The sequence below is a fragment of the Dokdonia sp. Hel_I_53 genome (assembly GCF_007827465.1).
GTDB lineage: Bacteria > Bacteroidota > Bacteroidia > Flavobacteriales > Flavobacteriaceae > Dokdonia.
The window spans coordinates 2,738,729-2,765,669 of record NZ_VISL01000001.1 but is presented as its reverse complement, the minus strand read 5'-3'; the positions used below and the strand labels follow the sequence as shown (position 1 = coordinate 2,765,669).

General features: G+C 34.9%; 17 protein-coding genes. 6 read left to right on the top strand and 11 right to left on the bottom strand.

The window, feature by feature from the left end; all coding sequences use genetic code 11:
• Nucleotides 1-35 precede the first annotated feature (35 nt).
• Entirely contained in the window at nt 36-1,859 is a 1,824-nt protein-coding gene (locus tag OD90_RS12440) for a cytochrome c peroxidase (protein ID WP_144669479.1), read from the top strand.
• A 572-nt stretch (nt 1,860-2,431) separates the two neighbouring features.
• On the opposite strand, the gene folP is transcribed toward OD90_RS12440, so the two are convergent.
• Nucleotides 2,432-3,253 (bottom strand): dihydropteroate synthase, encoded by an 822-nt coding sequence (folP, locus tag OD90_RS12435; protein ID WP_144669478.1) that lies wholly within the window; start codon nt 3,251-3,253, stop codon nt 2,432-2,434.
• Between the two features lie 158 nt (nt 3,254-3,411).
• Here folP and OD90_RS12430 point away from each other — a divergent pair, with 158 nt between their 5' ends.
• The gene (locus OD90_RS12430) at nt 3,412-5,040 is read left to right on the top strand and encodes an acyl-CoA carboxylase subunit beta (protein ID WP_144669477.1); all 1,629 of its coding nucleotides are present in this window, start codon (nt 3,412-3,414) and stop codon (nt 5,038-5,040) included.
• A gap of 28 nt (nt 5,041-5,068) precedes the next feature.
• Here OD90_RS12430 and OD90_RS12425 read toward each other — a convergent pair whose 3' ends face one another.
• Nucleotides 5,069-6,457 carry an alanine/glycine:cation symporter family protein gene (locus tag OD90_RS12425; RefSeq protein WP_144669711.1) on the bottom strand — a complete coding sequence of 463 codons (1,389 nt, stop codon included), beginning with the start codon at nt 6,455-6,457 and terminating at the stop codon, nt 5,069-5,071.
• A 106-nt stretch (nt 6,458-6,563) separates the two neighbouring features.
• Between OD90_RS12425 and OD90_RS12420 the strand changes: the two genes are divergently transcribed.
• Nucleotides 6,564-7,640 carry a DNA topoisomerase IB gene (locus OD90_RS12420; RefSeq protein WP_144669476.1) on the top strand — a complete coding sequence of 359 codons (1,077 nt, stop codon included), beginning with the start codon at nt 6,564-6,566 and terminating at the stop codon, nt 7,638-7,640.
• Between the two features lie 304 nt (nt 7,641-7,944).
• Nucleotides 7,945-10,188, top strand: coding sequence for an ATP-binding protein (locus OD90_RS12415; RefSeq protein WP_144669475.1), 2,244 nt, complete (start codon nt 7,945-7,947; stop codon nt 10,186-10,188).
• A 15-nt stretch (nt 10,189-10,203) separates the two neighbouring features.
• Here OD90_RS12415 and OD90_RS12410 read toward each other — a convergent pair whose 3' ends face one another.
• Complete coding sequence (locus OD90_RS12410) at nt 10,204-11,148, bottom strand: phosphoribosylaminoimidazolesuccinocarboxamide synthase (RefSeq protein ID WP_144669474.1); 945 nt, start codon at nt 11,146-11,148, stop codon at nt 10,204-10,206.
• A 115-nt stretch (nt 11,149-11,263) separates the two neighbouring features.
• A complete protein-coding gene (locus OD90_RS12405; RefSeq protein ID WP_144669473.1) occupies nt 11,264-12,220 on the bottom strand; it encodes a PhoH family protein in 957 nt (318 codons plus the stop codon).
• Nucleotides 12,221-12,465: 245 nt separating this feature from the next.
• On the opposite strand from OD90_RS12405, the gene OD90_RS12400 reads away from it, so the two are divergent.
• Together OD90_RS12400 and OD90_RS12395 are read left to right on the top strand one after the other, a co-directional pair.
• Nucleotides 12,466-13,302, top strand: a complete 837-nt coding sequence (locus OD90_RS12400; RefSeq protein ID WP_144669472.1) for an S-adenosyl-l-methionine hydroxide adenosyltransferase family protein — start codon at nt 12,466-12,468, stop codon at nt 13,300-13,302.
• Entirely contained in the window at nt 13,299-13,595 is a 297-nt protein-coding gene (locus tag OD90_RS12395) for a putative quinol monooxygenase (RefSeq protein WP_144669471.1), read from the top strand. Before OD90_RS12400 ends, OD90_RS12395 begins: the two co-directional genes overlap by 4 nt.
• A gap of 31 nt (nt 13,596-13,626) precedes the next feature.
• Here the strand turns inward: OD90_RS12395 and OD90_RS12390 are convergent, their stop codons facing one another.
• The 7 genes from OD90_RS12390 to rpoC all read right to left on the bottom strand — a co-directional run bounded on the left by OD90_RS12390 (nt 13,627) and on the right by rpoC (nt 26,908).
• Nucleotides 13,627-14,643, bottom strand: coding sequence for a helix-turn-helix domain-containing protein (locus tag OD90_RS12390; protein WP_144669470.1), 1,017 nt, complete (start codon nt 14,641-14,643; stop codon nt 13,627-13,629).
• Nucleotides 14,644-14,708: 65 nt separating this feature from the next.
• Nucleotides 14,709-15,284 carry a biliverdin-producing heme oxygenase gene (locus OD90_RS12385; RefSeq protein WP_186434763.1) on the bottom strand — a complete coding sequence of 192 codons (576 nt, stop codon included), beginning with the start codon at nt 15,282-15,284 and terminating at the stop codon, nt 14,709-14,711.
• Nucleotides 15,281-15,829, bottom strand: a complete 549-nt coding sequence (locus OD90_RS12380; RefSeq protein ID WP_144669468.1) for a response regulator — start codon at nt 15,827-15,829, stop codon at nt 15,281-15,283. The genes OD90_RS12385 and OD90_RS12380 overlap by 4 nt, the downstream gene beginning before the upstream one ends.
• 127 nt (nt 15,830-15,956) lie before the next feature.
• Nucleotides 15,957-18,185 carry an ATP-binding protein gene (locus OD90_RS12375; RefSeq protein WP_144669467.1) on the bottom strand — a complete coding sequence of 743 codons (2,229 nt, stop codon included), beginning with the start codon at nt 18,183-18,185 and terminating at the stop codon, nt 15,957-15,959.
• A gap of 6 nt (nt 18,186-18,191) precedes the next feature.
• The gene (locus OD90_RS12370) at nt 18,192-21,785 is read right to left on the bottom strand and encodes a chemotaxis protein CheB (protein ID WP_261374514.1); all 3,594 of its coding nucleotides are present in this window, start codon (nt 21,783-21,785) and stop codon (nt 18,192-18,194) included.
• Nucleotides 21,786-22,097: 312 nt separating this feature from the next.
• Nucleotides 22,098-22,421: a DUF3467 domain-containing protein gene (locus tag OD90_RS12365; RefSeq protein ID WP_144669465.1), complete on the bottom strand. Its 324-nt coding sequence runs from the start codon at nt 22,419-22,421 to the stop codon at nt 22,098-22,100.
• Between the two features lie 188 nt (nt 22,422-22,609).
• Nucleotides 22,610-26,908: a DNA-directed RNA polymerase subunit beta' gene (rpoC, locus tag OD90_RS12360; protein WP_144669710.1), complete on the bottom strand. Its 4,299-nt coding sequence runs from the start codon at nt 26,906-26,908 to the stop codon at nt 22,610-22,612.
• Nucleotides 26,909-26,941: the final 33 nt, after the last annotated feature.

Here is a 26,941-nt window from a genome sequence, read left to right as displayed (position 1 = left end):
TTTGCAACCGAGGGCTACGTTTTTTAATTAAAACTATGACTACTAAAGTACTTCAATATTTCATATTAGGCCTTTTTGGTTTTTTTTCCATTTTAAGTTGCGATCAAAAAGAAAATTACAGCGTTCAAATTGTACCCGACTGGGATGGTGCTAGAGCTATTTATTTATCCGAAATAAAAAAAACCATTAAAGGCATCGACTCTCTGGCTACCATAGACGCACAAGACCCTAATGCAAAAGCTATATTTAAAAATACGCGTATAGCATTTAAAAAGGCAGAACCCTATGCTTCTTACCTTAATCCACCTGTGGGTCATCGTGTAAATGGTCCAGCACTACCCATTTATAAGGAAGATAATGGAAAGACACTACACCCTGTTGGTTTTCAAAAAATTGAAGAGAGTATCTATGATGGAGGTACCCAAAATAGTCAATACCAAGGCGAACTTAAAACGACCAAAGGCTTATTACTTAATTTGCAAAAAAACATAGAAAAGAGAGCGCTCAATCCTCAAAGGTATTTTATAGCAACCCACCAGCAACTTTTTAGGATCATGAGTTTTAGTATCACAGGGTTTGACACACCTGTAAGTCATTTAGGAATACTAGAAAGTGGTATTTCCTTGGAAAATTTAAGAGACACCTATAATATAAGCTTAAAGGAAATTATTGAATCAAAAGATCCTGACTTAAGTAAAACTTTCTTGCAACAAATCCAGCAAGCCGTAAGTTATATAAAAGAACAAAGCGATTTTGCAACCTTCGATAGGTACACCTTTATACAACAACACTTTACGCCAATAACTAAATCTTGGTTACGTATACGTCAAGCCAGTAATTTGTGGTCTCCCGTTACAAATCAACCTTTTAATTATAACGCGCCAACTTTCTTCCAAACGGATGCTTACAATGCATCTTATTTTATGCCCAATACAAATCAAAATCAAACCCCGGCACAAATTGCTCTTGGAAAAAAATTATTTAATGATGTAAAATTATCTGCTAATGAAACTATGTCGTGTGCTACTTGCCACATTCCAGAAAAAGGCTATGCAGATGCTCGCAAAGTAAGCATAAGTAATAAGGGTCAACTACTTAAACGTAACACTCCTACGTTACTAAACACTATCTTTCAGCAAAATTTCTTTTGGGATGGTAGATCCAGTACAATCATTGATCAAGTATCCTCTGTATTTTTAAATAAGGATGAGTTTAACTCTGGTGTACATCAATTTTCTAATAAAATACTAGGAGACCCTGCCTATCAGGATTTATTCACTGAGGCTTACGGTGGTATTTCCACAAGAAATACAGATGTTATCAAAGCTATTTCTAGTTATGTAGCCACGCTAAATGGTTTTAACTCGAAATTTGATAAGAATATGAGGGATGACGAGCGTAGTTTTACAAGAATAGAAAAAAAAGGATTGAATTTATTTATGGGCAAAGCATTATGTGCTACCTGTCATTTTGTGCCGCTTACAAATGGTACGGTACCTCCATTTTTTTCAGAAACAGAACGGGAAGTTATCGGAGTCCCTGCAACCTCAGCAAATGAGGAGCTTGATGACGATTTGGGATACTACCCTACATTTGAAGAAGAAAAACATAGAGGAATGTTTAAAACTCCTACCGTAAGAAATGCCTCTCTTACAGCACCGTACATGCATAATGGAGTATATAGTACCCTAGATGAAGTGCTCGATTTTTACAATAAAGGAGGAGGTGCTGGATTAGGTTTTGATCTTCCACACCAAACGTTACCATTTGACGAACTTGAGCTTAGTCAAGAAGAAATTGAAGCTCTCATCGCCTTTCTAAAAACTTTAGACGACACAAATGTTGAAAACAATAGCTAGAGATGGCGTATTATTTCTGTGGTTGCGAGTACGCTTTCGCGAAAGCGTATACCTCACAAATAGTTATATTACGAAGTACAGCCTTACTAAACTAATTTACAGTTACTAAGCTTGCAAAGTAGCGATAATTAATTCATGAATTCCTCATTAACATTTGCTGTTGTATAATTTGATAATCGTTTAAATTTTAATATCTTAGTGCTCGATTTAAGCGCTGAATTTGAAAAATATTTGCATCACTTTTTAGTAAATGTCTGAGTTAGTACTCACAACAAATACTGCTTTTATAGGCTGAAGATAAAGTAAGAAGCATAATATATTGAAAATATACCTGGTGTCTTTATAGATACCGATAACAAGTAATTATTCACTGACCAATACCAAATTGCACTTTTAAAAACCTCTCCTCTGGAGAGGTTTTTTTATAGCAGTCCAAGAAAGCAATTATAAATTTTCTTATGTCAGAGTAATGACTAACGCTCTACACTATAGAGTAATACTATTATAGACTTAATATTATTAGAATAAATTAAGAACTCACAATTGTTAAATACTGAAAATTAAAACCATCTTCATTTAAGAACATTAAAAAGGTTTACACACTCTACAGCCTCTTTTACATCATGTGCTCTTAAAATCTTAGTGCCGTTTTGCAAGGCAACCATATGCAACGCTGTCGTTCCATTTAGAGCTTCTTTTGGAGAGACACCTAAAGTCTTGTAAATCATAGATTTCCTTGAAAGACCAGTTAAAATTGGTAACTCAAAACTTTTTAATAAGCTTAAATTTTTAAGCAACTCAAAGTTTTGACTTGTGTCTTTTGCAAATCCAAAACCTGGATCTAAAATGAGATCATTTATTTTATGCTTTCGCGAAAGCGCAACACGTTCAGAAAAATAGTGTATTACGTCTTTTGTGATATCATCATAACTAGTGAAAGATTTCATTGTTTGTGGAGTACCACGCATATGCATCATAATATAGGGGGCGCCAAGGTTACCTACGATTTCCATCATATTTGGATCTAGTTGACCCGCACTTATATCGTTAATTAGAGCGGCACCACTTTCAATAGCTTTTTTTGCTACGCTTGCACGAAAAGTATCTACAGAAATTAAAATGTCAGGAAAAGCCTTTACTAGTTCTATTACAATGGGTATCAATCGCTTTTCTTCTTCTTCTTCTGATATATTTTGAGCACCTGGTCTCGAACTATATGCTCCTACATCTATAAAGGTCGCTCCTTCATCAAGCATCTTTGCCGTATGAACCAAGGCTTTGTCCAAATCTTGATAGCTGCCCCCATCGTAAAAGCTATCTGGAGTTAGGTTAAGAATCCCCATAACACTGGGAGTTGAAAGGTCAACAAGTTTTCCTAGGCAATTAATTGTCAAAATGAGTCGGTTTTAATGTAAAAATACTTCTTTAAACCCAAAGATTTGTTTCCTTAGAAAAAACCTAAATCTCACACTATAAGATTGCTCATTTACCATTTTTCTCCTGCGCTTCTTTATGTACCTTTATGCCTCTTAAAAACAATAGCATTCCATCTATGGATTTAAAATTTAATAAAAACGAAGATCATAACAAATTGTTACTCTCTGACATGCGTCAGCGTCTTGCCCAAGTTAAATTAGGAGGTGGACAAAAGAGAATAGATAAGCATCACGAGAAAGGTAAAATGACCGCACGTGAGCGTGTTAATTATCTTGTAGATAATCCAGATAAGTGTATAGAAATCGCTGCATTTGCTGGAGATGGAATGTATGAAGATCATGGTGGATGTCCATCTGGTGGTGTGGTCATTAAAATAGGACATGTATCTGGTAAGCAATGTGTTATTGTTGCGAATGATGCTACCGTAAAAGCTGGGGCTTGGTTTCCTATAACTGGTAAAAAGAACCTAAGAGCGCAAGAAATTGCAATGGAAAATAAATTACCTATAATCTACTTAGTTGATAGTGCCGGTGTGTATTTACCTATGCAAGATGAAATCTTTCCAGACAAGGAACATTTTGGCCGTATTTTTAGAAATAACGCAGTGATGAGCAGTATGGGAATTACTCAAATTTCTGCAGTCATGGGAAGCTGTGTTGCAGGAGGTGCTTATTTGCCTATCATGAGTGACGAAGCACTTATTGTTGACAAAACAGGTAGTATTTTCTTAGCTGGAAGTTATCTTGTAAAAGCGGCTATTGGTGAATCTATTGATAATGAGACCCTAGGTGGTGCTACAACACACTGTGAGATTTCTGGGGTTACAGATTATAAGTCTAAAGATGACAAAGACGCTCTTGATACCATCAAAAAATTGATGGGAAAGATCGGCGATTATACAAAAGCGGGTTATAATCGTATTGAATCTGCAAAACCTGCAAAAGACCCAGAAGAACTTTTTGGTATTTTACCTGCATCTCGTGCAGACCAATATGATATGCGAGATATCATAGACAGATTGGTAGATAACTCTGAATTTGATGAATATAAGGAAGGATACGGTCAGACAATACTAACTGGATATGCTAGAATAAATGGTTGGGCAGTAGGAATTGTGGCAAACCAACGTAAACTCGTAAAAACAAAAAAAGGTGAAATGCAGTTTGGGGGAGTTATTTATTCTGATAGCGCAGATAAGGCAACACGATTTATAGCTAATTGTAACCAGAAAAAAATACCGCTGGTGTTTTTACAAGATGTGACTGGATTTATGGTGGGTAGTAAAAGCGAGCACGGAGGTATAATTAAAGACGGTGCTAAAATGGTAAATGCTGTTTCAAATTCTGTGGTTCCAAAATTTACAATTGTAATAGGGAATTCTTACGGGGCTGGAAATTATGCGATGTGTGGTAAAGCTTATGACCCTAGGTTAATAGTTGCCTGGCCTAGTGCAGAGCTAGCCGTAATGTCTGGAAATAGTGCAGCAAAAGTGCTATTGCAAATAGAAACTGCCTCTTTAAAGAAAAAAGGAAAGGAAATTACTCCAGAGGTGGAAAAAGCTTTATTTGAAAAAATTAAATCTAAGTATGACGATCAAGTTTCTCCATACTATGCAGCCTCACGCATTTGGACAGATGGAATCATAGACCCACGAGATACGCGCAAATGGATCTCAATGGGAATTGAAGCTGCAGATCATGCACCTATCGAAAAGCCATTTAATCTTGGGATAATACAAGTTTAAATCATCACATAAAACTATTAACAAAGCGTTATTTTAAATCTTTAAAATAACGCTTTGCTTCTTTCATAACCCTAGGTGCAAGGTAAAGTGTGGCGATCATTGTTGGGATTGCCATTATCGCAAAAAAACCATCAATGAGATTAATCATCATGCTTAAAGATGTTGTGGCTCCTAGCAATATACTTGCGATGTATATGATGTTATAGTATTTCTTATTTTGTGCTCCGAAAAGGAAACTCAAACATTTTGTTCCGTAATAGCTATACGAAAACAGGGATGAGATACTAAATACAGCGATGCATATTAGTAAGATGTATTTACCTGCGGGTGATAACGCTTTCGCGAAAGCGGAAGCCGTCAAACTTACTCCATTTGCATCACTTGTTTGCCAAACATCTGTTACCAATATTGCCAGCGCCGTAAGTGTACAAACAATAATGGTATCAATAGCTGGCCCAAGCATAGCAACTAACCCTTCGCGTATGGGCTGAGCTGTTTTTGCCGCTCCATGTGCCATAGGTGCCGTACCAACACCTGCTTCATTAGAAAATGCACCACGTTTGATACCAAGTAAAATCAAACCGCCTAAAACGCCTCCTAACAGCTCGTCAGTTTTATAAAAATCTGCACTAAAGGCATCTGTAAAAATGAGCATTAAATAGCTAGGAACCACTTCTATATTAACAAATAATATAGCTAAAACAGCTAGAAAATATAGTAATACCATAGCCGGAACTAGCTTTGCTGCTGTTTTTGAAATACGGTCTAAACCACCAAGAATTACAAATCCAGTGATAATAACAAGCACTAACCCAATAATAAGATTGGTTTGCAATCCAACAGCAATTCCTTGAGGCACTAATAAAATATCGTTGATGGCTTGTGTAAGCTGATTGACATTAAATACAGGCAATGCCCCTACGAGTCCAGCGACACTAAAAATAGCTGCAAGAGGTTTCCATGCCTTTCCCATTCCTTCCATTATAAAGTACATAGGTCCTCCTTGAAGTTTACCTTCACTATCCTTACCTCTATACATAATGGCTAGCGATCCTGTAAAAAATTTGGTTGCCATACCTACAATAGCGCTCATCCACATCCAAAAAACTGCTCCTGGACCACCTATTGCTATAGCTACTGCTACTCCTGCAATATTTCCCATTCCCACTGTTGCACTTAAGGCTGTAGTGAGCGCTTCAAAATGTGAAATCTCGCCTTCATCTTGCTCATCATCATATTTACCACGTAACACCGCTATGGCATGACCTAGATATCTAAATGGAAGAAATCTGGAATAAATCAACAAGAATAATCCTCCTCCTATGAGTAAGCATACCAGAGGAATACCCCACATGGCACTAGAAAAATCTGAAATTATAGTATTGAGTTGCTCATAAAAAGAGGTTTGCATAATCATAGTTCTCATACTTTAGAAAGTGAAGTAACAAAATTTAAGAGCAGTTTACGAAAAGGTTCACACATTTTTTTGAAATCGATTTTGTTTATGGCGGTATTTTAGTACAATGACACTTACAGCTAGCCAAATAGAAAAAATTCTTAAGAATCCAGAAGAGACAGCTTCAATAGCAAACCTAATCTACGTATCTGATGCGGACCTCAACATACGCAGAAAGAAAAATAAAGAAAAGTATGACTATGTTTTTAATAATAAACCACTTAAAGATAAAAAAGAATTAGACCGCATAAATAAACTTGTGATACCCCCTAACTGGGAGAAGGTACGTATTGCTTATCCTCCAAACGGACATTTGCAAGTAGTAGGTCGTGATGCAAAGAATAGAAAGGTGTATCGTTATCATGATTTATGGTCTAAAATAAGAAACCAGACTAAGTTCTATAAGTTGGCTAGTTTCGGTAAGGCTCTACCACTTATTAGAGATCGAGTTGATCAAGATCTGGATCTACCAGGGATGACACAACGCAAGGTTCTTGCGCTCATTCTTAGATTGATGGAAGAAACTCACATTAGAATCGGTAATGATTATTATGCAAAAAGAAATAAAACCTATGGATTATCTACGTTAAGAACCAGGCATGTCACTACATCTAAAAACAGAATTAAATTTGAATTTACTGGTAAAAAAGGAAAAAAGCACGCAATCACTATTCGTAATAAAAAGCTTGCAAAGCTTGTAAATAGATGCGAGGAAATACCTGGTTGGGAGCTATTTCAATTTTACGACTCTATAGGAGAAAAGCATCGTATTGATAGCGGGATGGTAAATGACTATATCAAAGAAATAAGTGGTGATTTATTCTCAGCAAAAGACTTCAGAACATGGGGAGCGACAAAAACTTTTTTTGAGACCGTTTATGATATTGGCTATACTCCAGATGAAAAAGAAAATAAATCCAATGTTTTAAGAGGATTTGATGCTGCTGCAGAAGCATTAGGTAATACTAGAAATGTTTGCAGGAATTACTACGTACACCCTCAGGTAGTAGATGCTTATGAAACGGGAAGTATTATTGAATATTTCGACAAAATTGATAGCCAGACTTCTCCTCGGCCTTTCTTTACAGAGACTGAAGAAATATTACTTCAAATGATCTCAAAATTTGAAATTGATTTTTCATAGTAAGAATAATTCTCTAAAACTAAGTACTTTTAATTGAAATTGATAATATAGAAAAACTATTGCACTCTTATTATCGTAAATTTAAATTTAGCAGTAAAGATGAATAAATCGATATACTACTTTAGTGGAAGTAGATATACTGTAAAACTATCTAAAACAATTTGACTGAGTCTAAATAACAATCACAATTAAAACCTAATCTTCTAAATTTCAGAAAAATAGATTACAAATACTATTTATTATAAGTAAATTTGATTTCCCTAAAACAGAAAATGGATTTATAAAATCAACATCCCCCAAGAATATGAGTCTACAACTTGATGTAGAAGCTAATGTTTTAGAACTTCTTGATCACGCCTATTTAAAACGTGGCGATGACCTTAATAAAAGTCTTGAAATTTCATACCATGCCCTTGCTTTAAGTAGAAATTTACAGAACCCATCACTCATTGGTAAATGCCTAACAAAAATCTCTCTCTATCATATGATAAGTGCAGAGAATGAAAAGGCTATTGCTATGTCTGAGGAAGCAATACAATATTTCGCAGAAGATAATGATGAGCTTGGGATTGCTAATGCAAATTATAACATTGCTGGAGTATATTACAAAACTAATAATTATCACCTAGGAATGTTTCACTTGATAGATTGTTTGACAATTTACAGGAAATATGGTGATAAGCACAACGAGTCAAGAGCCCATAAATCTCTTGGAACTATATTTGAAATTTTAGGAGATCAACCCAATGCCATTGTCGCTTATGAAAATGCTATAAATTGTGCACAACAAGCTGAGAATCTTAATTTAGAATCTAACGTTTACAATCCTCTCTCAGGAATACTCCTGAAGCAAAAGAAAATTAATCTAGCTCTCAATCTAATTACAAAGTCGATTTCTATTAAAATTTCTACTGGTGATAGAAGAGGTTATGCTTTTGCTGTATATGGTAGAGGTAAAATACTTACGTATTTAGAAAAATACTCGGATGCTCTCAGTGATTTTCAAGAAGCATTAGCTATCCACAGGGAAGTAGATGATGTTTTTGGTATAGCTATGTGTTATAATAAAATTGCTCATTTATTTGTGAGACAAGGAGATTCTGAAAAAGCAAAATTTTTTTTAAAAAAAGCTATAGATCTCAGTGATAAAAATGAACTTTCTGTAATGAAATATAAATGCTATCATTTCATGTATAGTATTTATAAAGATGAAGGTAATACAAAGAAGGCTTTAAATTACTTGGAGAAATATATAGATGAAAAGGATGATGCTGTTAATTCTCAAACTTTAAAAGTGATTGAAAATTATGAGCGTATTTCTAAGCTACAATCTAAAGAAAACCAAGCACGTCTAGAGCGTCAAAAATTTGAAATAGCTCAAAAACAAGAGCGCGCAGAACAAACTGCAGCCATGAAGCAGAACTTTTTATCTGCTATGAGTCATGAAATTAGGACTCCTCTAAATGCAATTACAAGTATCATCTCTCTTCTACATGAAAGATCTGATGAAGGAGAAAAAGAGTTGTTAACTTCTCTTCAATTTTCTTCAAAAAATCTATTGCGAATTATTAATGATATTCTAGATTTTTCCAAACTAGAATCAGATAATATGCAGTTAGAAATATATCCTGTTGAGTTTAAAAAATTATTAAATAATATAAAGCAAACTTATTCAAGTCTCGCAGATGAAAAAAACATCAAACTTTCTTTAACAATAGACCCTAAAGTAAGTGAGGCTTACCTACTTGATGAAACCAAGCTCTTTCAAATTCTAGGCAATTTAATTAGTAATGCTATAAAATTTACTGATAACGGTGGTATTAAGATAAATGTAATTTTAGATTATGAAGGTGATCAGTATGACACCATTACATTTGAAGTAATAGACACAGGTATTGGTATATCCCCAGAGGAGCAAGAAAAGCTTTTTGAAAGTTTTTACATTCCTAAATCTATAACCACTAGAAATGATGGTGGTACAGGACTTGGTCTGGCTATCGTAAAGAAGCTTGTAGAATTGCACAATAGCTCTATTAGAATTAAAAGTGAGGTCAATGCAGGATCTACCTTTCTTTTTAAATTTAATTTAGAAAAAACAAGTATACCCTTCCAGTATTCAAAGCAGGAAAAACACACATTAATGGGAAAAGTTGCTATTCTGGCCGAGGACAATAAAATTAATGCCTTAGTGATGAATAAACTACTTACTAAATGGGGTGTAAAAATAAAGCGTGTAAAAAATGGATTAGAAGCAGTCAAAATAGCTAGTGAAGAGCGTGTTGATTTTATACTTATGGACATCCATATGCCAGAGTTAAATGGTTTTGATGCAACACGATCAATTCGGACAATTCCTAATGTAAATCAAACCACACCTATATTTGCTTTAACAGCTGACGTCACAGCGGCAAACTCTCATGAATACGCGCATCATTTTAATGGTTTTTTATGGAAGCCTATAGAAATAGATAAGTTATTTAAAGCACTTACACAGGTACAAAAAATAAATAATATGCTCAATGAAACTACTACATCCAAGTCTACATAAAAAGAAATAAGCCTATTAGCTTAAATAGGCTAACACATTATTTTCTATACGCCGCTGTATATTTTCTGTATCTGCTTTGTGAAAATTTTCCCCAGTAATATTCTCATATAGCTCAATATATCTCTCTGAGACTGATTGTATATATGCATCACTCATTTCTGGCACGGTCTGCCCTTCCAATCCCTGAAAATTATTACTAATAAGCCATTGTCTTACAAATTCTTTTGAAAGTTGTTTTTGTGGCTCTTCTTTATTTTGACGTTCCTCATATCCTTCTGCATAGAAATAGCGAGAAGAATCTGGAGTGTGTATTTCATCTATAAGTACAATCTCGCCTTGTGCAGTTTTTCCAAACTCGTATTTTGTGTCTACAAGAATAAGGCCTCTAGATGCAGCGATCTCAGTTCCTCTAGCAAAAAGCTTCCGTGTATAGTCTTCTAAAATAATATAATCCTCTTGAGAAACAATTCCTCTTTTTAAGATTTCCTCACGAGAAATATCTTCATCATGATCACCCATTTCTGCTTTTGTTGCAGGTGTTATTATAGGAGTAGGAAATGCATCATTTTCTTTCATACCCTCTGGCATTTCAACACCACAAAGCCATCTCTTTCCTTGTTTATACTCTCTAGCAGCGTGACCAGACATATAACCTCTTATCACCATTTCTACTTTAAATGGTTCACAGCGTTTACCTATAGCCACATTGGGATCTGGTGTAGCAACCAGCCAGTTAGGAACTATATCCTCAGTATCCTTCATCATTTTAGTAGCTATTTGATTAAGAATCTGTCCTTTGTAAGGAATTCCTTTTGGCATTACTACATCAAAAGCACTCAACCTATCTGTTGCCACCATTAAAAGCAGATCATCTTCTAAAGTGTAGACTTCTCGCACTTTGCCTTTGTAAAGTGATTGCTGTCCTGGAAAATTAAAATTAGTGTCTATAATAGTATTCACAAAAATTGATCATTAGTGGTTAGTAAACAAAAGCAATACCAATTGTAAAAAAGGCTTTAAATAAAAGTCAAAAATAAAAATTTTGGTTCCGTTAATTGACTATTGCAAGTCAAAATCAGTCATTCCTATTTTCAATTTCGCGGTAAGCGGCAATCATTTTTTTAACAAGAGGGTGACGCACCACATCTTTATCATCTAAGTAAATCATTCCCACACCTTTTACTGTCTTAAGTATAAGCAATGCTTCCTTAAGGCCACTAGTTACACGACGAGGCAAATCTATCTGACCAGGATCACCCGTTATCATGAATTTTGCATTGCGCCCCATACGTGTTAAAAACATTTTCATCTGCGCATGAGTGGTATTTTGAGCTTCGTCAAGAATGACGAAAGCATTATCTAACGTACGTCCTCTCATAAATGCCATAGGTGCAATTTGAATCACTCCCTTTTCAATAAATGTCTCTAGCTTCTCATGCGGTATCATATCTCGCAATGCATCATATAGCGGCTGCATGTAAGGGTCTAATTTTTCTTTTAAGTCTCCTGGTAAAAAACCAAGATTCTCTCCTGCCTCTACCGCTGGTCTGGTAAGAATTATTCGTTTTACTTGTTTTTCCTTAAGCGCCTTTACAGCGAGAGCAACACCTACATATGTTTTGCCTGTTCCCGCAGGACCTATAGCAAAAGTAAGATCATTTTTTTTTGAAAGCTCTACAAGCTTACGTTGATTTGCTGTTTGCGGTTTGATAAGCTTCCCACTAACACCGTGCACAAGAATTTCTCCACTCTCAACTGGAGTTTCATAGTCTGCCTTACTTACACTCGTTAAGACACGTTCTATAGAGTTTTCATCTAATTTATTATACTTCCCAAAATGCTCCATAAGCATTTCCATACGTCTATCAAATTCTTCTAGAAGATCTTCATCTCCATATGCTTTGATTTTATTACCTCTTGCTACAATTTTTAACTTAGGGTAATATTGTTTTAATAGCTCAATATTTTGATTGCGCTGTCCAAAAAATTCGCGCGGGTTTATCTCTGAAAGTTCTAAGATTAATTCGTTCAAAAGGCAGAATATTTTGTTACCAAATAGTTTTGTAAAACTTCATTGGTAGGTGAGTTACTTGGTTAAATTATTTTAGATTTGTTTGTATAAACACTTTTCATAAAATACTATACCAAAATACGCTTTTTTTAGGGAGTTTAAAGGCTAATTAACATAACGCTGTGGTAAGAATTAATGAACAATTGTTTGTAAATAAGTAGTGGTGGTATTGCACGCTTTCGCGAAAGCGTAACTCATACATTCTAATGAAAATTATAACTCTTACGACAGACTTTGGGGAGAAGGACCACTTTGCAGGTGCTGTAAAAGGTGCAATATACTCTGAGTTAGAGACGGTACGCATAGTTGATGTATCTCACTCTGTATCTCCGTTTCATTTAAGAGAGGCTGCTTATATAATTCAGAATTCTTATAAAAATTTCCCACTAGGAACGATCCATATTATAGGAGTAGATAGTGAACTTACCCCAGAAAATAATCATATTGCCGTAAAGCTAGACGGTCATTACTTCATATGTGCAAATAATGGGATCATTTCTTTGCTCACAAAAGATATTGTCCCAGAGGAGAAAGTTGAAATTAATATACACTCTCGAACTCAGACTAATTTCACAGTATTAGATGTGTTTGTAAAAGCTGCTTGTCACATTGCTCGTGGTGGTACATTAGGAGTTATAGGAAAACCTATAGAAAAAATACGCCAACTCACAGGCATCAGCCCTGTGGTAAACAACGCTCGCAACCAAATTTCTGGAAGTGTAATATATATAGACAATTATGGTAATGTGGTGAGTACTATCACAAAGAAACTTTTTGACGAAGTGGGAAAAGGACGTACGTTTAAGATGGTTGCAAGAGGAGTTGAAATCACAAAAATTTACAATACTTATAGTGATGCTATAAATTTTGACAAGGAAAAAGGAAAGAGAGAAGAGGAAGGAAAGAAACTTGCCATATTTAATTCTGGAAATTACATAGAGCTTGCTATATACAAAAGTAACCCTAATACAGTAGGAAGTGCATCAACACTTTTTGGACTTACTTACAGAGATATCATACTTATAAATTTTAGTGAAAAATGATTGTAAGATTGGTAAAATTACGCTTTCGCGAAAGCGAGATTTCTTCGTTTCTAATAAATTTTGAAGAAATAAAATCAACCATTCGCTCCTTTGATGGTTGTGAGTATTTAGAATTATTACAAGATACAGATGATGTGTGTATATTTTTTACACATAGCCACTGGAGAAGCATACAGGACTTAGAAAATTATCGAAACTCTGCGTTTTTCAAGAATATTTGGTCTCAAACTAAAACAAAGTTTTCTGGAAAGCCAGAAGCTTGGAGCACCATATCTCTAGACAAACAACCTTGAATTATTATAGACACCTATTTTTTTTTGATAATTATTCTTCAGGGTTTTTACGTAAAGAAGATGGACTTATGCCATATTTTTCTTTGAAAATTTTGGAAAAATAACTTCGGCTAGATAGCCCTAAAGCATATACAACCTCAGATACATTCATATCTTCTGCTGTGAGCATTGCAAGTGCTCTCTTTAAACGGTAATCTTTAATGTAATCATTTACAGTTACCCCATAATTTCTTTTGAAACCATCTTGCAGCCTATAGGATTCTATACCAACAGCCTCTGCTATTTCTGGTATTGTACTCAAGTCTGATATATGTTTCTGAATATACTGTACTGCAGCTGCAACATTATCTAAATCTGATAAACGTAGTGTAGTACGTTTTCCTCCTTGTAAGGAGTCTTCTTTATATAATTTGAGCATTAAAGAAGTACACTCTAGCGCTTTTGCTCCTAAGTAATTTGTGCGCACTAATCCTACATCGTCATTTGTAAGAATATCATCAATAATATCAGATATTTGAAGACTATAGTAGCCTTTATTACAAATTTGTGTAAGTGCGTTTACGTCTGCAAAAAGTGGATAATGAACAGGGTCTATTTTTGACAAATCATAAGATAACTGTTTTTGAAATTTCATTTTATCGAGCTCCAAATAACAAATAATCGCTGGGGTTTGCTTTTTAATGATATACATTTGATCTTCATTATATCTAGCCGCGGCTATAAGGTGTTCTGCTCTTCTAATGGTTGTTTCCTCAGTTGAACTGGAAAATTTATGACCCACTACCCCTTTCATACAATAGATAAAACGGAGGGAATTGATAGCATTATTTTTAAAGTAAAACTCTGTATCATCCTTCATTTCGCATTGAATGATATGCAAGCCTATCCCATTAGGAAAATTTATACCCTTAATAGTACCTTCTCCTATATGATCCGGAACCTCTACTGAAAATTCTCCAAAATTATTTGTGAAATTAACACCAAATGCATCTGCCAGTTCTGGAACAAAATCATCAACTTGTTCGATTTTTAGTTTATATGATTTCATAGTACTATTCTTAATGTTAAATTTAATTTTGCTTAAAAAAGGAATTCGACAATTCTGTATGCCTGCTATATATTTTTAGACTTATAAGACTCTTGAAATAGCGAAAAAGTCTTCATTGCACTTGCTACTGCATTTTCAGACTCTTGATCTGAAAATGTAATAGAAGTTAAAACAGCTTTAAAGTTTTTCCATCTTGCTGCGCTTTCCTTTACATTAGAGTGATAGAAATGATGTGTATCTATATGAGATAGGTGGGCGCAACTTTGAATTTTTTTTGACATCATCATCCCTCCCAACATAGAACCTTCAATTACATAAAGAAGTCCAATTACAGTAGCGAGATCTCTATTACTGGCAATTTTATAAGGTTGAGGCAATGGTAAATTGGAAAAAGAATTTATGTCTTTTGCAAGTCTATTTGTTTTTTCATAACCTGTAAAAGCTTTTAGTTCTTGAGGCAAAATATCATAATGGGAATTTACAAAGTCTTCTACGGCTTTATAAACCTTAAAATTTTGTCTTAAAAGAATTTCATATTGTGTTTGAGTAATAGACTCATCCATTATGAATTTTGCAAGATTGTCTTTTTCTACCTCTTTATGGATCTCAAAGGTATCTGCCTTAAGTTTTTCTAGTATCAAAGGGATTTTTTTATATTATCGAGGTGAAGTCTAATCTTATCAAGGCGTTCTTGATGCGTCATATTTTCGTTATTAATATTTTCCATGTACTCCTTGATATTGCTAATCAGATCAGAGCTCTTTTTTATTCGATTTTGAGCATCTTGAACAATGTTAGGTTTGTTTCGCACTTTTTCAATAAAAGGTTTAAGTCTGCTGACTAAATCATTTATATGCTTTTTTAGAATAAATCCGTCTGCTCCGTTTAATATAGTTTCTGCCGCTAGTTCTTCATCTTGAAGAGTGCCCGTAAGAAAAACAAAGGTGGCACTAGGAGAGTTTTCCCTTGCTACCTTCAAAACATCCATCCCCGTACAAGTGGGTAGGTTATAATCTGATAAAATAATTTGTGGGTTAAAAGTTGCAATCGTAACTTTTAAATCAGATAAATTATCTACAACTTGTGTTTGTATATCCTTATCTATTTTATGAATTTGTCTTTTGATTAACTCTGCATCAGAAGTTGTGTCCTCAACTAAAAGTATATGCAAATCAGATATATTCATGGGTGTATTTTTAAAACAAACCACAATAGTGGCATTATATTGATATTACTTGTTTGTATGCTACTTCATCATAATATGAAATGTGTATGTAATTCCTTAAATTTTCAATTCGCTCGTGAATTTACAACTAAGAATTATAATTTTCAATACTAGGCAGTTTGAAATAAAAAGTTGTTCCAACACCAACTTCACTTTCTGACCAAATTGTACCATTATGCCTATCAATAACGCGTTTGACAATAGATAATCCTATACCTGTGCCTTGATATTCTTCACTAACCAACCTATTAAATACTCCAAATATTTTTTCCGAATGCTTACTATCGAACCCTATACCATTGTCTTTTACGTAAAATACGATAGAATCCTCTTTTTCCTCAAAACCAATCTCAACAATAGCGTTCTCAGATTTGCTAGAATACTTTAATGCATTTGAAATAAGGTTGTTCCACAATTGAAACAACATTGTCTTATCTCCTTTTACTTCTGGAAAATTTTCTTGGATATCAATTTGAGTATCAGGATACGCTGTACGTGCATCAATGAAATCTATGACCTCAGAAACGACTTCACCCATATGAATTGTAATAAACTTAATCTCTTCCTTTCCTAACGTAGAAAATTCAAGAATATCATCAATTAAGGCATTCATTTTATTCGATGAATTAATAATACGTTCTATTGCAGATTTTCCAAAGTCATCGAGAGTATCATAATAATCTTCCTTTATTATTTGTGCAAAACCATCAATACCCCGTAATGGAGATCTCAAATCGTGAGATACACTATAACTAAACGTTTCTAAGTCTTTATAAGCCTCATTAAGTTTATCATTGAGACTTTTTACTTCTTCATATTTATTTAAAATTACACTTGAAATATTTTCTCTTAGTGCCTTTGCAGATGCTATTTCATAATCTTTCCAAGACTCAGAAGTATGAACCTGCTCTTCATTCCATTTTTCAAAAGATTTTCTTGGACTCAATGTTCCTGCTGTAGCATCTACGGGTTTATCAGGATTACCAGCCCATGAGATGGTTTGCTTAGATTCCTTTTTAAACCATAATAAACAATCCTTCTTATTTTCTGAAAAAAACAAACACAGCACTCCCGATGCTACTCCTGAAAAATTTACAGCTGCATCATATTCTTTAGGTAAACTTTTAGAATGAAACAACACTCCATCTTTTCTATTATAAATCCAATCTATAAGATTTTGAATTTCTTTTTCTTCTGGGGTCTCTCCAACAACAGATAATTTATCCTCCAACAAAATGGCACCTCCAGTAGATTCATTAATAGAAAGTAAGGTATGACCATTGATTGTAGTCAAACCACTGTGTACATCCCAACCATTACTCATTTGCTCTACTAGAATACCGCGATTTTTAGAGACTTCGTTTACTTTACCTAAAACACGATTAGAATCTCTTAAAGTGAGTTGAGTTGAAAATACTTGTGTCAAAAATTTTATTGATAATCTCTTGTAATAGGAAATAAATTTCGGACTATAATGATGACATGCAATTAATCCCCAGAGTTCCCCGTTGCTTATAATCGCAGCTGTAAGCGTTGCGCCTACCTCCATATTCTTAAGATATTCAATATGTATAGGAGATACTGCGCGTAATTCACATCTGGATAAGTCGAGCGGTTTATCGTTAACGTCTAATTCAGGTACAACCTTAACCGGCTCATCGTTTACATCCACTATAATACGAACACCTTGCTTTAAAAATAATTTCCTCGCCTGTTGTGGTATATCTGTAGCTGGATATGACATATTTAACCAACTTTCAAGATTGCTATCTCGAGCTTCAGAAATCACTTTTCCATTCCAGTTCTCATCAAATTGATAGATCATAACTCTATCATAGTTGAGTAGATTTTTTATTAAAACCGCAGCTTCATCACACATGTGAGCAACATCTGTCGCATCACTCAATTCTGAAACAATATCAGATAAATGGCTCTGTGGGATTTCTCTGTTCTTTGTTAATGTAGCCCCTTCTAGCTCTAAGTAAACTAGATCATTATCATAATGCACAATACCATTAAAGGAAAATCCTTCAATGGTAAGTTCAAGAGCATAAGTCTCTTTCTTATTTATATAACTTTTTATTTCGTCTGCTTCATCGATAGTAAGGCTATCAAATAAATTAGATTGCAATAAATCATCACGCTTTCGCGAAAAATTATTTAGTACATTTTCAGAAACTCTCTCAATTTCAAAACTGCTCTTATCAAAGACAATGAGCATGCCATGAGACTGGATATAACCTAAAATATGAATAGGTTCTTTATCACAATTAGTCAAATCAACTGTTTTCGGGTATAAAGATGAGGGGCTTTCCATAATAAATTACTTTTTAATTTTAAAATAAAATGTACTACCCACACCTACTTGTGAATCTGCCCATATAGTTCCTTCGTGTAATTTTACTATTTTTTCACAATGAGCAAGCCCCACTCCAGTCCCTTCATACTTGTGTTGTGTTGCCGCTCTGCCAAAGATTTTAAAAACATTCTCAAGATCATCCTCTGCTATACCTATCCCATTATCACTAATAGAAAAAGTCCAAAAATCACCGTCTTCAAAGGCAGAAACTCTTACTTCTGGATTAATACCTTCCCTACAATATTTTAAAGAATTACCTATTAGGTTTTGAAACAATAAACGCAATTCCACTTTATAGGCTTGTATCACTGGCATTTTTCCTACGTGAAGCTTTCCATTACATTCTTTTAGACGTTTACCTAAATCATACTCTACAATATTTAAAAGCTCCTCTACGTCTACTTGGGTACGCTCTAGGTCTTGACCTATACGACTATGCTCTAACAATCCTTTTATTTGTTCTGCCATTCGTCCAGCCGCACCATAAATATAACCAAGATATTCAGTAACCTTAGGCTCAAGGTCAGTTCCAAATTTCTTTAGAATTACATCACTACTAAATTTTATAGTACCTAATGGTTCTTGCAAATCATGTGAACAGATAGAAACAAATTGCTCTAGATCACTATTTATACGTAAAAGCTCTGCATTTTTATCATACATTAATTGTTGTGCTTTCTGTAAATCTGATATATCTACAAGGGTTGATCTAGTGTAACTTGGCCCAACATCAGGGATGACTAACTCAGAGTTTAAAATAATTGGAATCTCCTCACCTTCTGTGTTGATCATAGTCATTTGTTCCCCTTCTACAAATCCTGTCTTTTGGATCTGGTCCAAAAGCTTAAGAGCTTTAGTTTTGGATTCATCGCTGTAAAAATTAAAAATACGCTTACCAATAGCCTCTTTTTTGGAATCTAATTTTAGGGTATCAATAAATATATTATTACACTCTAAGATCTGTCCAGTGGAAGGGTCCACACTCGCATGCATGACAGGATCATTTTCGTAAAATTCTTTAAATTTTTTCTGACTTTCCTTTAATTTATTTTGTGACTCTACAGTTTTAGTAATATCAATAAAAGTAATAACTGCCCCCTCTATTTTCCTGAAATTAGTGTAAAAGGGAGATATCCTTCGTATAAAAGTTTTGCCCTCATTGTTAGTTATATTAACCTCATTGATATTGCCATTTTTCATGACTTTCTCAATCTTCTCCTTGAGTGTCAATTTTTTACCATCTCCTAATTGTACTAAAAAATGATCTATAGGCCGTCCTACATCTTGCTTCAATAGCTTAAAATGTTGTTGTATTGAGGGTGTAAATTTTCTAATAGTTAAGCCACGATCTAAAAAAATTGTAGCTATTTGAGTGCTATTCAAAAGGTTATCCATATCTGCATTGAGCATCGCTAGGTCATCCATTTTTTCTACATGCTCTACATTTACAGTATGTAACTCTTCATTTACACTTTGAAGCTCCTCATTTGTGCTTTGAAGTTCTTCGTTTGAAGCTAATAACTCTTCATTAAGTGTTTGTAGTTCCTCATTACTTGTTTCTGCATCTTCTAGCGCCTTCTTCAATTCAGAACGAGTTTCCTCAATCTCTTCGATTAAATCAGTAATTCTTTCATCTGTCTTATTGGAAAAATTTAAAGATTCCCTCTGGAATATAAGGTCTGGATTCAACTCTTGTTCAATGAAGGTAATTACATAATTACAGATTTCATCATTAGTATGGAAAACGGGCTTTACAAGTACATCGATTACTGTATCATTCCCTGCTTTTTGGGTGATAACATCTTTAAAAATAAAATCTTTCCTTGATCTTCTAGCCTTTCTCGCTCCAGAATTCACGGCAGTTTTTATCGAGTCTGGAAGCATTTTAAGAAGGTCTAATGTAAAGCCCTGCGAAGGTAATTCTGCATATTTTGAGAATGATCCCATTGCATCAATAACCTTAAAATCAGAATCAATATAAACACTAGCTACATCAAACTGATTAATAATTGTATTACTTATAGTTGACTTAACATCTTCAGAAAAAGTTTCTTTACTCACTTCTACCGGGCTCTTTTGCTTTCGCGAAAGCATAAAATTACTTTTATCTAAATTAGAGGTTAATAATTCACTATGTAAGCGTTCTGAAACATGAATGTTTTTAAAAATCTTAAACTTTTCACTTACCGTCTTAAAATAATTACGTAGGGCAGTATTAGATTCACTTGAGCCCAAAAACATGACACCATTAATTCTCAGTGCATAATGCAACGTATGTAACACAGCAGATTGAACATCTGGTTTTAGGTAAATCAATAAGTTTCTACATGCCACCATATCCATATTCTTAAATGGAGGATCCTTGAGAATATCATGATTTGAAAATATAATACGCTTACGGAGATCTGGATTTATGATATAACCTTCACCATCCTCTACAAAATACTTATCTAGTTTTTTAGGTGATATATTTGATTCTATGTCTTTTTTAAACTTACCTAGGCTGGCAATTTTAATATGCTCTTCAGAAATATCAGTCGCAAAGATTTTTAATAAAATATCTTTATCCTGCTTTTGTATTTCTTCTTCAAACAAAATTGCTAGAGAATATGCCTCTTCTCCTGTGGAACAAGCAACGTCCCACACTTTTAAGGTGTCACCATCACTTTTTGAATTTACAAGTTCAGGTATCGTTTCTGTTTCCAACAGATTCCACGCTTTTCGATCTCTAAAAAAATTTGTAACCCCAATTAGAAACTCTTTATATAAAATTTCAATTTCGTCAGGATGTATTTTAAGGTAGCCTAAATACTCCTCAAAGCCGTCCATTTTAAGAGTTTTAATACGACGCTCAGTACGTCTAAGTATAGTGGGCCTTTTATAATAGTTAAAATTAATATTTGTCTGCTTGTGTAAAATATTTAAAATTTCACGAAGTAACTCTAAATCTGCATTAGATATGTCACTTTCAAAATTAGCAAGGTCATCGTCTTGAAAATAACGATAAATTTCATCAATCATCTCTCCCGCAGGAAGAATGTAATCAACAACACCAGTAGCAATTGCGCTAGTAGGCATTCCATCAAAACCCGCTTCATCTGGCTGCTGTACAAATACAACACCTCCAGCTTCTTTTATAGCTCTTACTCCTTTTGTACCATCACTACCTGTACCGCTCAAAATTATTCCAACTGCAGATTTACCATAGGCCTTGGATAGAGATTCCATAAACATATCTATAGGTAAATTCAGCTTTTGAGATTTGGGCTTTTCGAGAAGTATAAGATGATTGTTCTCAATTATTAAATTCATCGTAGGAGGTATCACATAAATATGACTTCTCTTAATCTCAGAATCATTAGACACAGCAACTATGGGAACATTTGTCTTTTTTGCAAGTAGTTCCGCCATTAAACTTTTATGGTCTGGAGATAAATGTTGTATAATAATATAACTGTAATCTGCATTTTCAACTACATTATCGAAAAATCCATTGAGTGCATCCAGTCCTCCTGCACTAGCTCCAACAGCTACTATTATATGCTTTCTTTCCTTCAATATTTAAATTTTAATCAAAAACGTTAACATTTACACCAATAGAGTCTATCTTTATGAATCCCTATCATTACTGACATAAAAGACATTTTAATTATTAAACATACTCAAAGTTACAATAATTTTAACAATTCAAAAACTACACTTTTATCTGGTAAACCTCACTTATATTTAACACGTATCGTAGTTTTTTAAAGCTCAAAAACATGCGACTTGTTAGTTATATAACACCACTAAAAGTAGCAACTGTATAAAACAAAAAAGTCCTTGCAATTTTATTACAAGGACGTACACCAATACCATTTTTTTTAAATATTATGCTTGACCGGTAGGCCCAAAGTTTACAGGGATAGGATTTTTTTCATAATCCTTAATAGCTCCGTGTGCGTTCTCAAAACGTTTCACATTTTCAGCCAGTGCTTTAGCCAATCTTTTTGCATGTTGAGGAGTTAGAATAATGCGGCTTTTAACTTTGCTTTTTGGGGTTCCTGGCATGATATTCACGAAATCCACCACAAATTCTGATACTGAATGATTTATAATAGCAAGATTTGAATAAGTTCCTTGTGCCATTGCCTCATCTAGTTCAATATTTATCTTTCCCTGTTGATTATTTTGTTCTTTTTTTTGATCTGCCATAATTATGTTTAAATCGTTGAGCGCAATAGGGGCTCATAAATTTTATTTTTTAATGAATTATTTTCTTCTCTAGAAAGATACCGATTGTCTTTCAGTAGAAGAATTTTTTTTATAAAAAAATCCCGCTTAACAGCTGTTAAACGGGATTTTAAGTTATTTACGCTTTCGCGAAAGCGTACTTAAAACAATTAGTTATAGTTAACCTCTTGCTTTTCTGCCATCATATTTTCAAGATCTTCCTTGCTTCCTACTAGAATATCATCATAACGACGCATACCAGTACCAGCTGGTATCTTGTGACCTACAATTACATTCTCCTTAAGGCCTTCTAGCATATCAACCTTACCAGCTACAGCTGCTTCGTTCAATACTTTTGTTGTCTCTTGGAAGGATGCTGCAGAGATAAATGACTTCGTCTGTAGCGATGCCCTCGTAATACCCTGAAGTACAGGTGAAGCTGTTGCTTGAGATACTTCTCTAGCCGTAACTTGATTTTTATCCTCTCTTCTTAGTAATGAGTTCTCATCGCGCAACTCACGAGGAGTTACTAGTTGACCAGCTTTGAGCGTTTCTGAATCTCCGGCGTCTTCTACTACCTTCTTACCGTACAATCCATCATTCTCCTCGATAAAGTCATCCTTATGAACCAATTGGTTTTCTAGGAAGATCGTATCTCCTGGATCTTGAATTCGAACTTTACGCATCATCTGTCGTACTACTACTTCAAAGTGCTTGTCATTAATCTTAACCCCTTGTAGACGATATACTTCCTGTACTTCGTTTACGAGATACTGCTGTACAGCAGATGGCCCTTTAATATTAAGAATGTCGTTAGGAGTAACAGAACCATCAGAAAGTGGCATACCGGCACGTACATAATCATTTTCTTGTACAAGAATTTGATTAGATAGCTTCACTAAGTATTTTTTCACTTCACCAAGTTTAGACTCAACAATAATCTCACGGTTACCACGCTTAATTTTTCCGAACGAAACCACACCGTCTATCTCAGAAACTACTGCTGGGTTAGATGGGTTACGAGCTTCAAAAAGTTCTGTTACACGCGGAAGACCTCCTGTAATATCACCAGCCTTTGCAGACTTACGAGGTATTTTTACAAGAATCTTACCTTCTTTTATCTTATCACCGTCATCAATCATTAAGTGAGCGCCAACTGGTAGGTTGTAAGAACGCAGTGCATTCCCTTTGCTGTCTTCTATGATTAATGTTGGTATCTTCTTTTTATCTCTAGATTCTGAAATAACTTTTTCTTGGAAACCAGTTTGCTCATCAGTTTCTACACGATATGTAACACCAAGGTCAATATCTTCGAACTTAATTTTTCCTGCAAATTCTGAAATTACAACTCCGTTAAATGGATCCCACTTACAGATAACCTCTCCCGCCTTAACTTTACCAGATTTAGTAAAAAGTTGAGAACCGTAAGGAATTGTATTTGTACTAAGTGTTATTCCTGTCTTAGGATCTGTAACTTTAGCTTCAGATGTTCTTGAAATTACAATCTCTGCTGGGTTTCCTTCATTGTCTTCTCCCATTACAGTTTTGAGATCTTCAATTTCAAGTTTTCCATCAAACTTTGCAGTCACAGAGTTATCCTCAGACACACCTCCTGCTACCCCTCCAACGTGGAAGGTACGTAGTGTAAGCTGAGTTCCTGGCTCTCCAATAGACTGTGCTGCAACAACTCCTACAGCTTCGCCCATTTGTACCGTTTTGTTGGTAGCTAGGTTACGACCGTAACATTTTACACAAATTCCTTTCTTAGCCTCACACGTAAGTGCAGAACGAACTTCTACAGTTTCAATAGGCGCTTGTCCAATTAAATCTGCTAGATCATCTGTAATCTCCACACCAGCTTCAACAATTACTTCATTTGTAAGAGGGTTGATAACGTCATTAAGAGAAGTACGACCCACGATACGTGCGCTTAATTTCTCTATTACTTCTTCATTTTTCTTAAGAGCAGCTACTTCTACACCTCTTAACGTACCACAATCTGTACTGTTTATAATAACATCTTGCGATACATCTACAAGACGACGTGTTAGGTATCCTGCATCTGCCGTTTTAAGAGCGGTATCTGCAAGTCCTTTACGCGCACCGTGCGTAGAAATAAAGTACTCAAGAATTGATAAACCTTCTTTAAAGTTAGAAAGAATCGGGTTTTCAATAATAGCTCCACCTCCATCGTTAGACTTCTTAGGTTTTGCCATTAGACCACGCATACCTGTAAGCTGACGTATTTGCTCTTTAGATCCACGTGCTCCAGAGTCAAGCATCATATATACCGAGTTAAATCCTTGCTGATCCTCACGTATACGCTTCATAGAAAGCTCTGTAAGTGTCGCGTTAGTTGATGTCCATACATCAATAACTTGGTTATAACGTTCTGTATTAGTAATAAGACCCATGTTATAAGATCCTGTAATACCTTCTACTTGCTCATTAGCTTCGTCAATCATAGATTGTTTCTCAGCTGGAATAATGATATCCCCGAGTGAGAAAGATAACCCTCCACGGAATGCAAAACCATAACCCATCGTTTTGATACGGTCAAGGAATGCAGCCGTAGCTGGTACACTAGTTACTTTTAAAATACCACCAATAATATCACGTAGTGACTTCTTAGTTAGTACTTCATTAATATAACCAGCTTCTTTTGGTACAGCTTCGTTAAAAAGTACACGTCCTACAGTAGTCTCAATTACTTGATATACTAATTCTTTATTCTCGTTAAAATCTAATGCTCTTACCTTTATGATAGCATTAATGTCTACTCTTTTCTCGTTATAAGCGATATTTACCTCCTCTGCAGAATAAAAAGTAATTCCTTCACCCTTAACATGAAATTCTGGAGTCGATTTTCTGGCCTTTGTCATATAGTAAAGACCTAAAACCATATCCTGAGAAGGTACTGCTACCGGTGCACCGTTTGCAGGGTTTAAAATATTGTGAGAAGCAAGCATTAATAGTTGCGCCTCAAGAATAGCTTCTGGCCCTAACGGTAAGTGTACTGCCATTTGATCCCCATCAAAATCGGCGTTAAATGCCGTACAAACTAATGGGTGTAATTGTATCGCTTTACCTTCGATAAGTTTAGGCTGAAATGCCTGTATACCTAAACGGTGAAGCGTAGGAGCACGGTTAAGGAGTACTGGATGTCCTTTAAGAACATTTTCCAAGATATCCCAAACTACTGGCTCTTTTTTATCTATTATTTTCTTTGCAGATTTTACAGTTTTTACAATACCACGCTCAATAAGCTTACGTATTACAAATGGCTTATAAAGCTCTGCTGCCATACCTTTAGGTAAACCACACTCAAATAATTTAAGTTCTGGTCCTACAACAATTACAGAACGAGCAGAGTAATCTACACGCTTACCAAGTAAGTTTTGACGAAAACGTCCTTGCTTACCTTTAAGTGAATCTGATAATGACTTTAATGGTCTGTTTGAATCTGTTTTTACAGCCGATGACTTACGAGTGTTATCAAAAAGTGAATCTACAGATTCCTGTAGCATACGCTTTTCATTACGTAAAATTACTTCTGGAGCTTTGATTTCCATCAAGCGCTTCAAACGATTGTTACGTATAATTACACGACGGTATAAATCATTTAAATCTGAAGTTGCAAAACGTCCTCCATCTAGTGGCACCAATGGGCGTAATTCTGGCGGAATTACTGGTACAACCTTCATAATCATCCATTCTGGAAGATTCTCACGGTTTTTGTTTGCATCACGTAGCGCCTCAACAACTTGAAGACGCTTAAGTGCTTCCGTTTTACGTTGTTTAGAAGTTTCGTTGTTTGCCTTGTGACGTAGCTCGTAAGAAAGTTCGTTTAGATCAATTCTTCTTAAAAGTTCGATCAAACATTCAGCACCCATTTTGGCGATAAATTTGTTTGGATCTTCGTCATCAAGATATAGGTTCTCCTGTGGAAGACTATCAAGAATATTTAAATACTCTTCTTCTGTAAGGAAATCCATTTTGTTAAGCTCCTCACCTTCTTCATTCTTTGCTATACCTGGTTGAATAACCACGTAACGCTCGTAATAAATGATCATATCTAATTTCTTAGATGGAAGACCTAGTAAGTATCCTATTTTATTTGGTAAAGATCTGAAGTACCAAATGTGTGCTACCGGCACTACAAGCGAGATGTGTCCTACACGGTCACGACGCACTTTCTTCTCTGTCACCTCTACCCCACATCGATCACAAACGATTCCTTTGTAGCGTATTCTTTTATATTTTCCACAAGCACACTCATAGTCCTTTACAGGGCCAAAAATACGCTCACAAAATAAACCATCACGCTCAGGTTTGTGCGTACGATAGTTTATCGTTTCCGGCTTTAACACCTCTCCTTTAGACGCTCCCAAGATTGATTCTGGAGATGCGAGACCTATGGAAATTGCGTTAAACTTCGGTTGTTCTACTTGATTATTATTTCTTGCCATAATTCTAATATGTCGAATTAAATATTGTTGTAA

Coding starts and splice junctions, on each gene's coding strand:
- OD90_RS12375 (WP_144669467.1), bottom strand. CDS start 18,185: ATGGAAAGCCCCTCATCTTTATACCCGAAAACAGTTGATTTGACTAAT.
- OD90_RS12395 (WP_144669471.1), top strand. CDS start 13,299: ATGATTGTAAGATTGGTAAAATTACGCTTTCGCGAAAGCGAGATTTCT.
- OD90_RS12380 (WP_144669468.1), bottom strand. CDS start 15,829: ATGAATATATCTGATTTGCATATACTTTTAGTTGAGGACACAACTTCT.
- OD90_RS12425 (WP_144669711.1), bottom strand. CDS start 6,457: ATGATTATGCAAACCTCTTTTTATGAGCAACTCAATACTATAATTTCA.
- OD90_RS12430 (WP_144669477.1), top strand. CDS start 3,412: ATGGATTTAAAATTTAATAAAAACGAAGATCATAACAAATTGTTACTC.
- OD90_RS12365 (WP_144669465.1), bottom strand. CDS start 22,421: ATGGCAGATCAAAAAAAAGAACAAAATAATCAACAGGGAAAGATAAAT.
- rpoC (WP_144669710.1), bottom strand. CDS start 26,908: ATGGCAAGAAATAATAATCAAGTAGAACAACCGAAGTTTAACGCAATT.
- OD90_RS12400 (WP_144669472.1), top strand. CDS start 12,466: ATGAAAATTATAACTCTTACGACAGACTTTGGGGAGAAGGACCACTTT.
- OD90_RS12420 (WP_144669476.1), top strand. CDS start 6,564: ATGACACTTACAGCTAGCCAAATAGAAAAAATTCTTAAGAATCCAGAA.
- OD90_RS12415 (WP_144669475.1), top strand. CDS start 7,945: ATGAGTCTACAACTTGATGTAGAAGCTAATGTTTTAGAACTTCTTGAT.
- OD90_RS12440 (WP_144669479.1), top strand. CDS start 36: ATGACTACTAAAGTACTTCAATATTTCATATTAGGCCTTTTTGGTTTT.
- OD90_RS12390 (WP_144669470.1), bottom strand. CDS start 14,643: ATGAAATCATATAAACTAAAAATCGAACAAGTTGATGATTTTGTTCCA.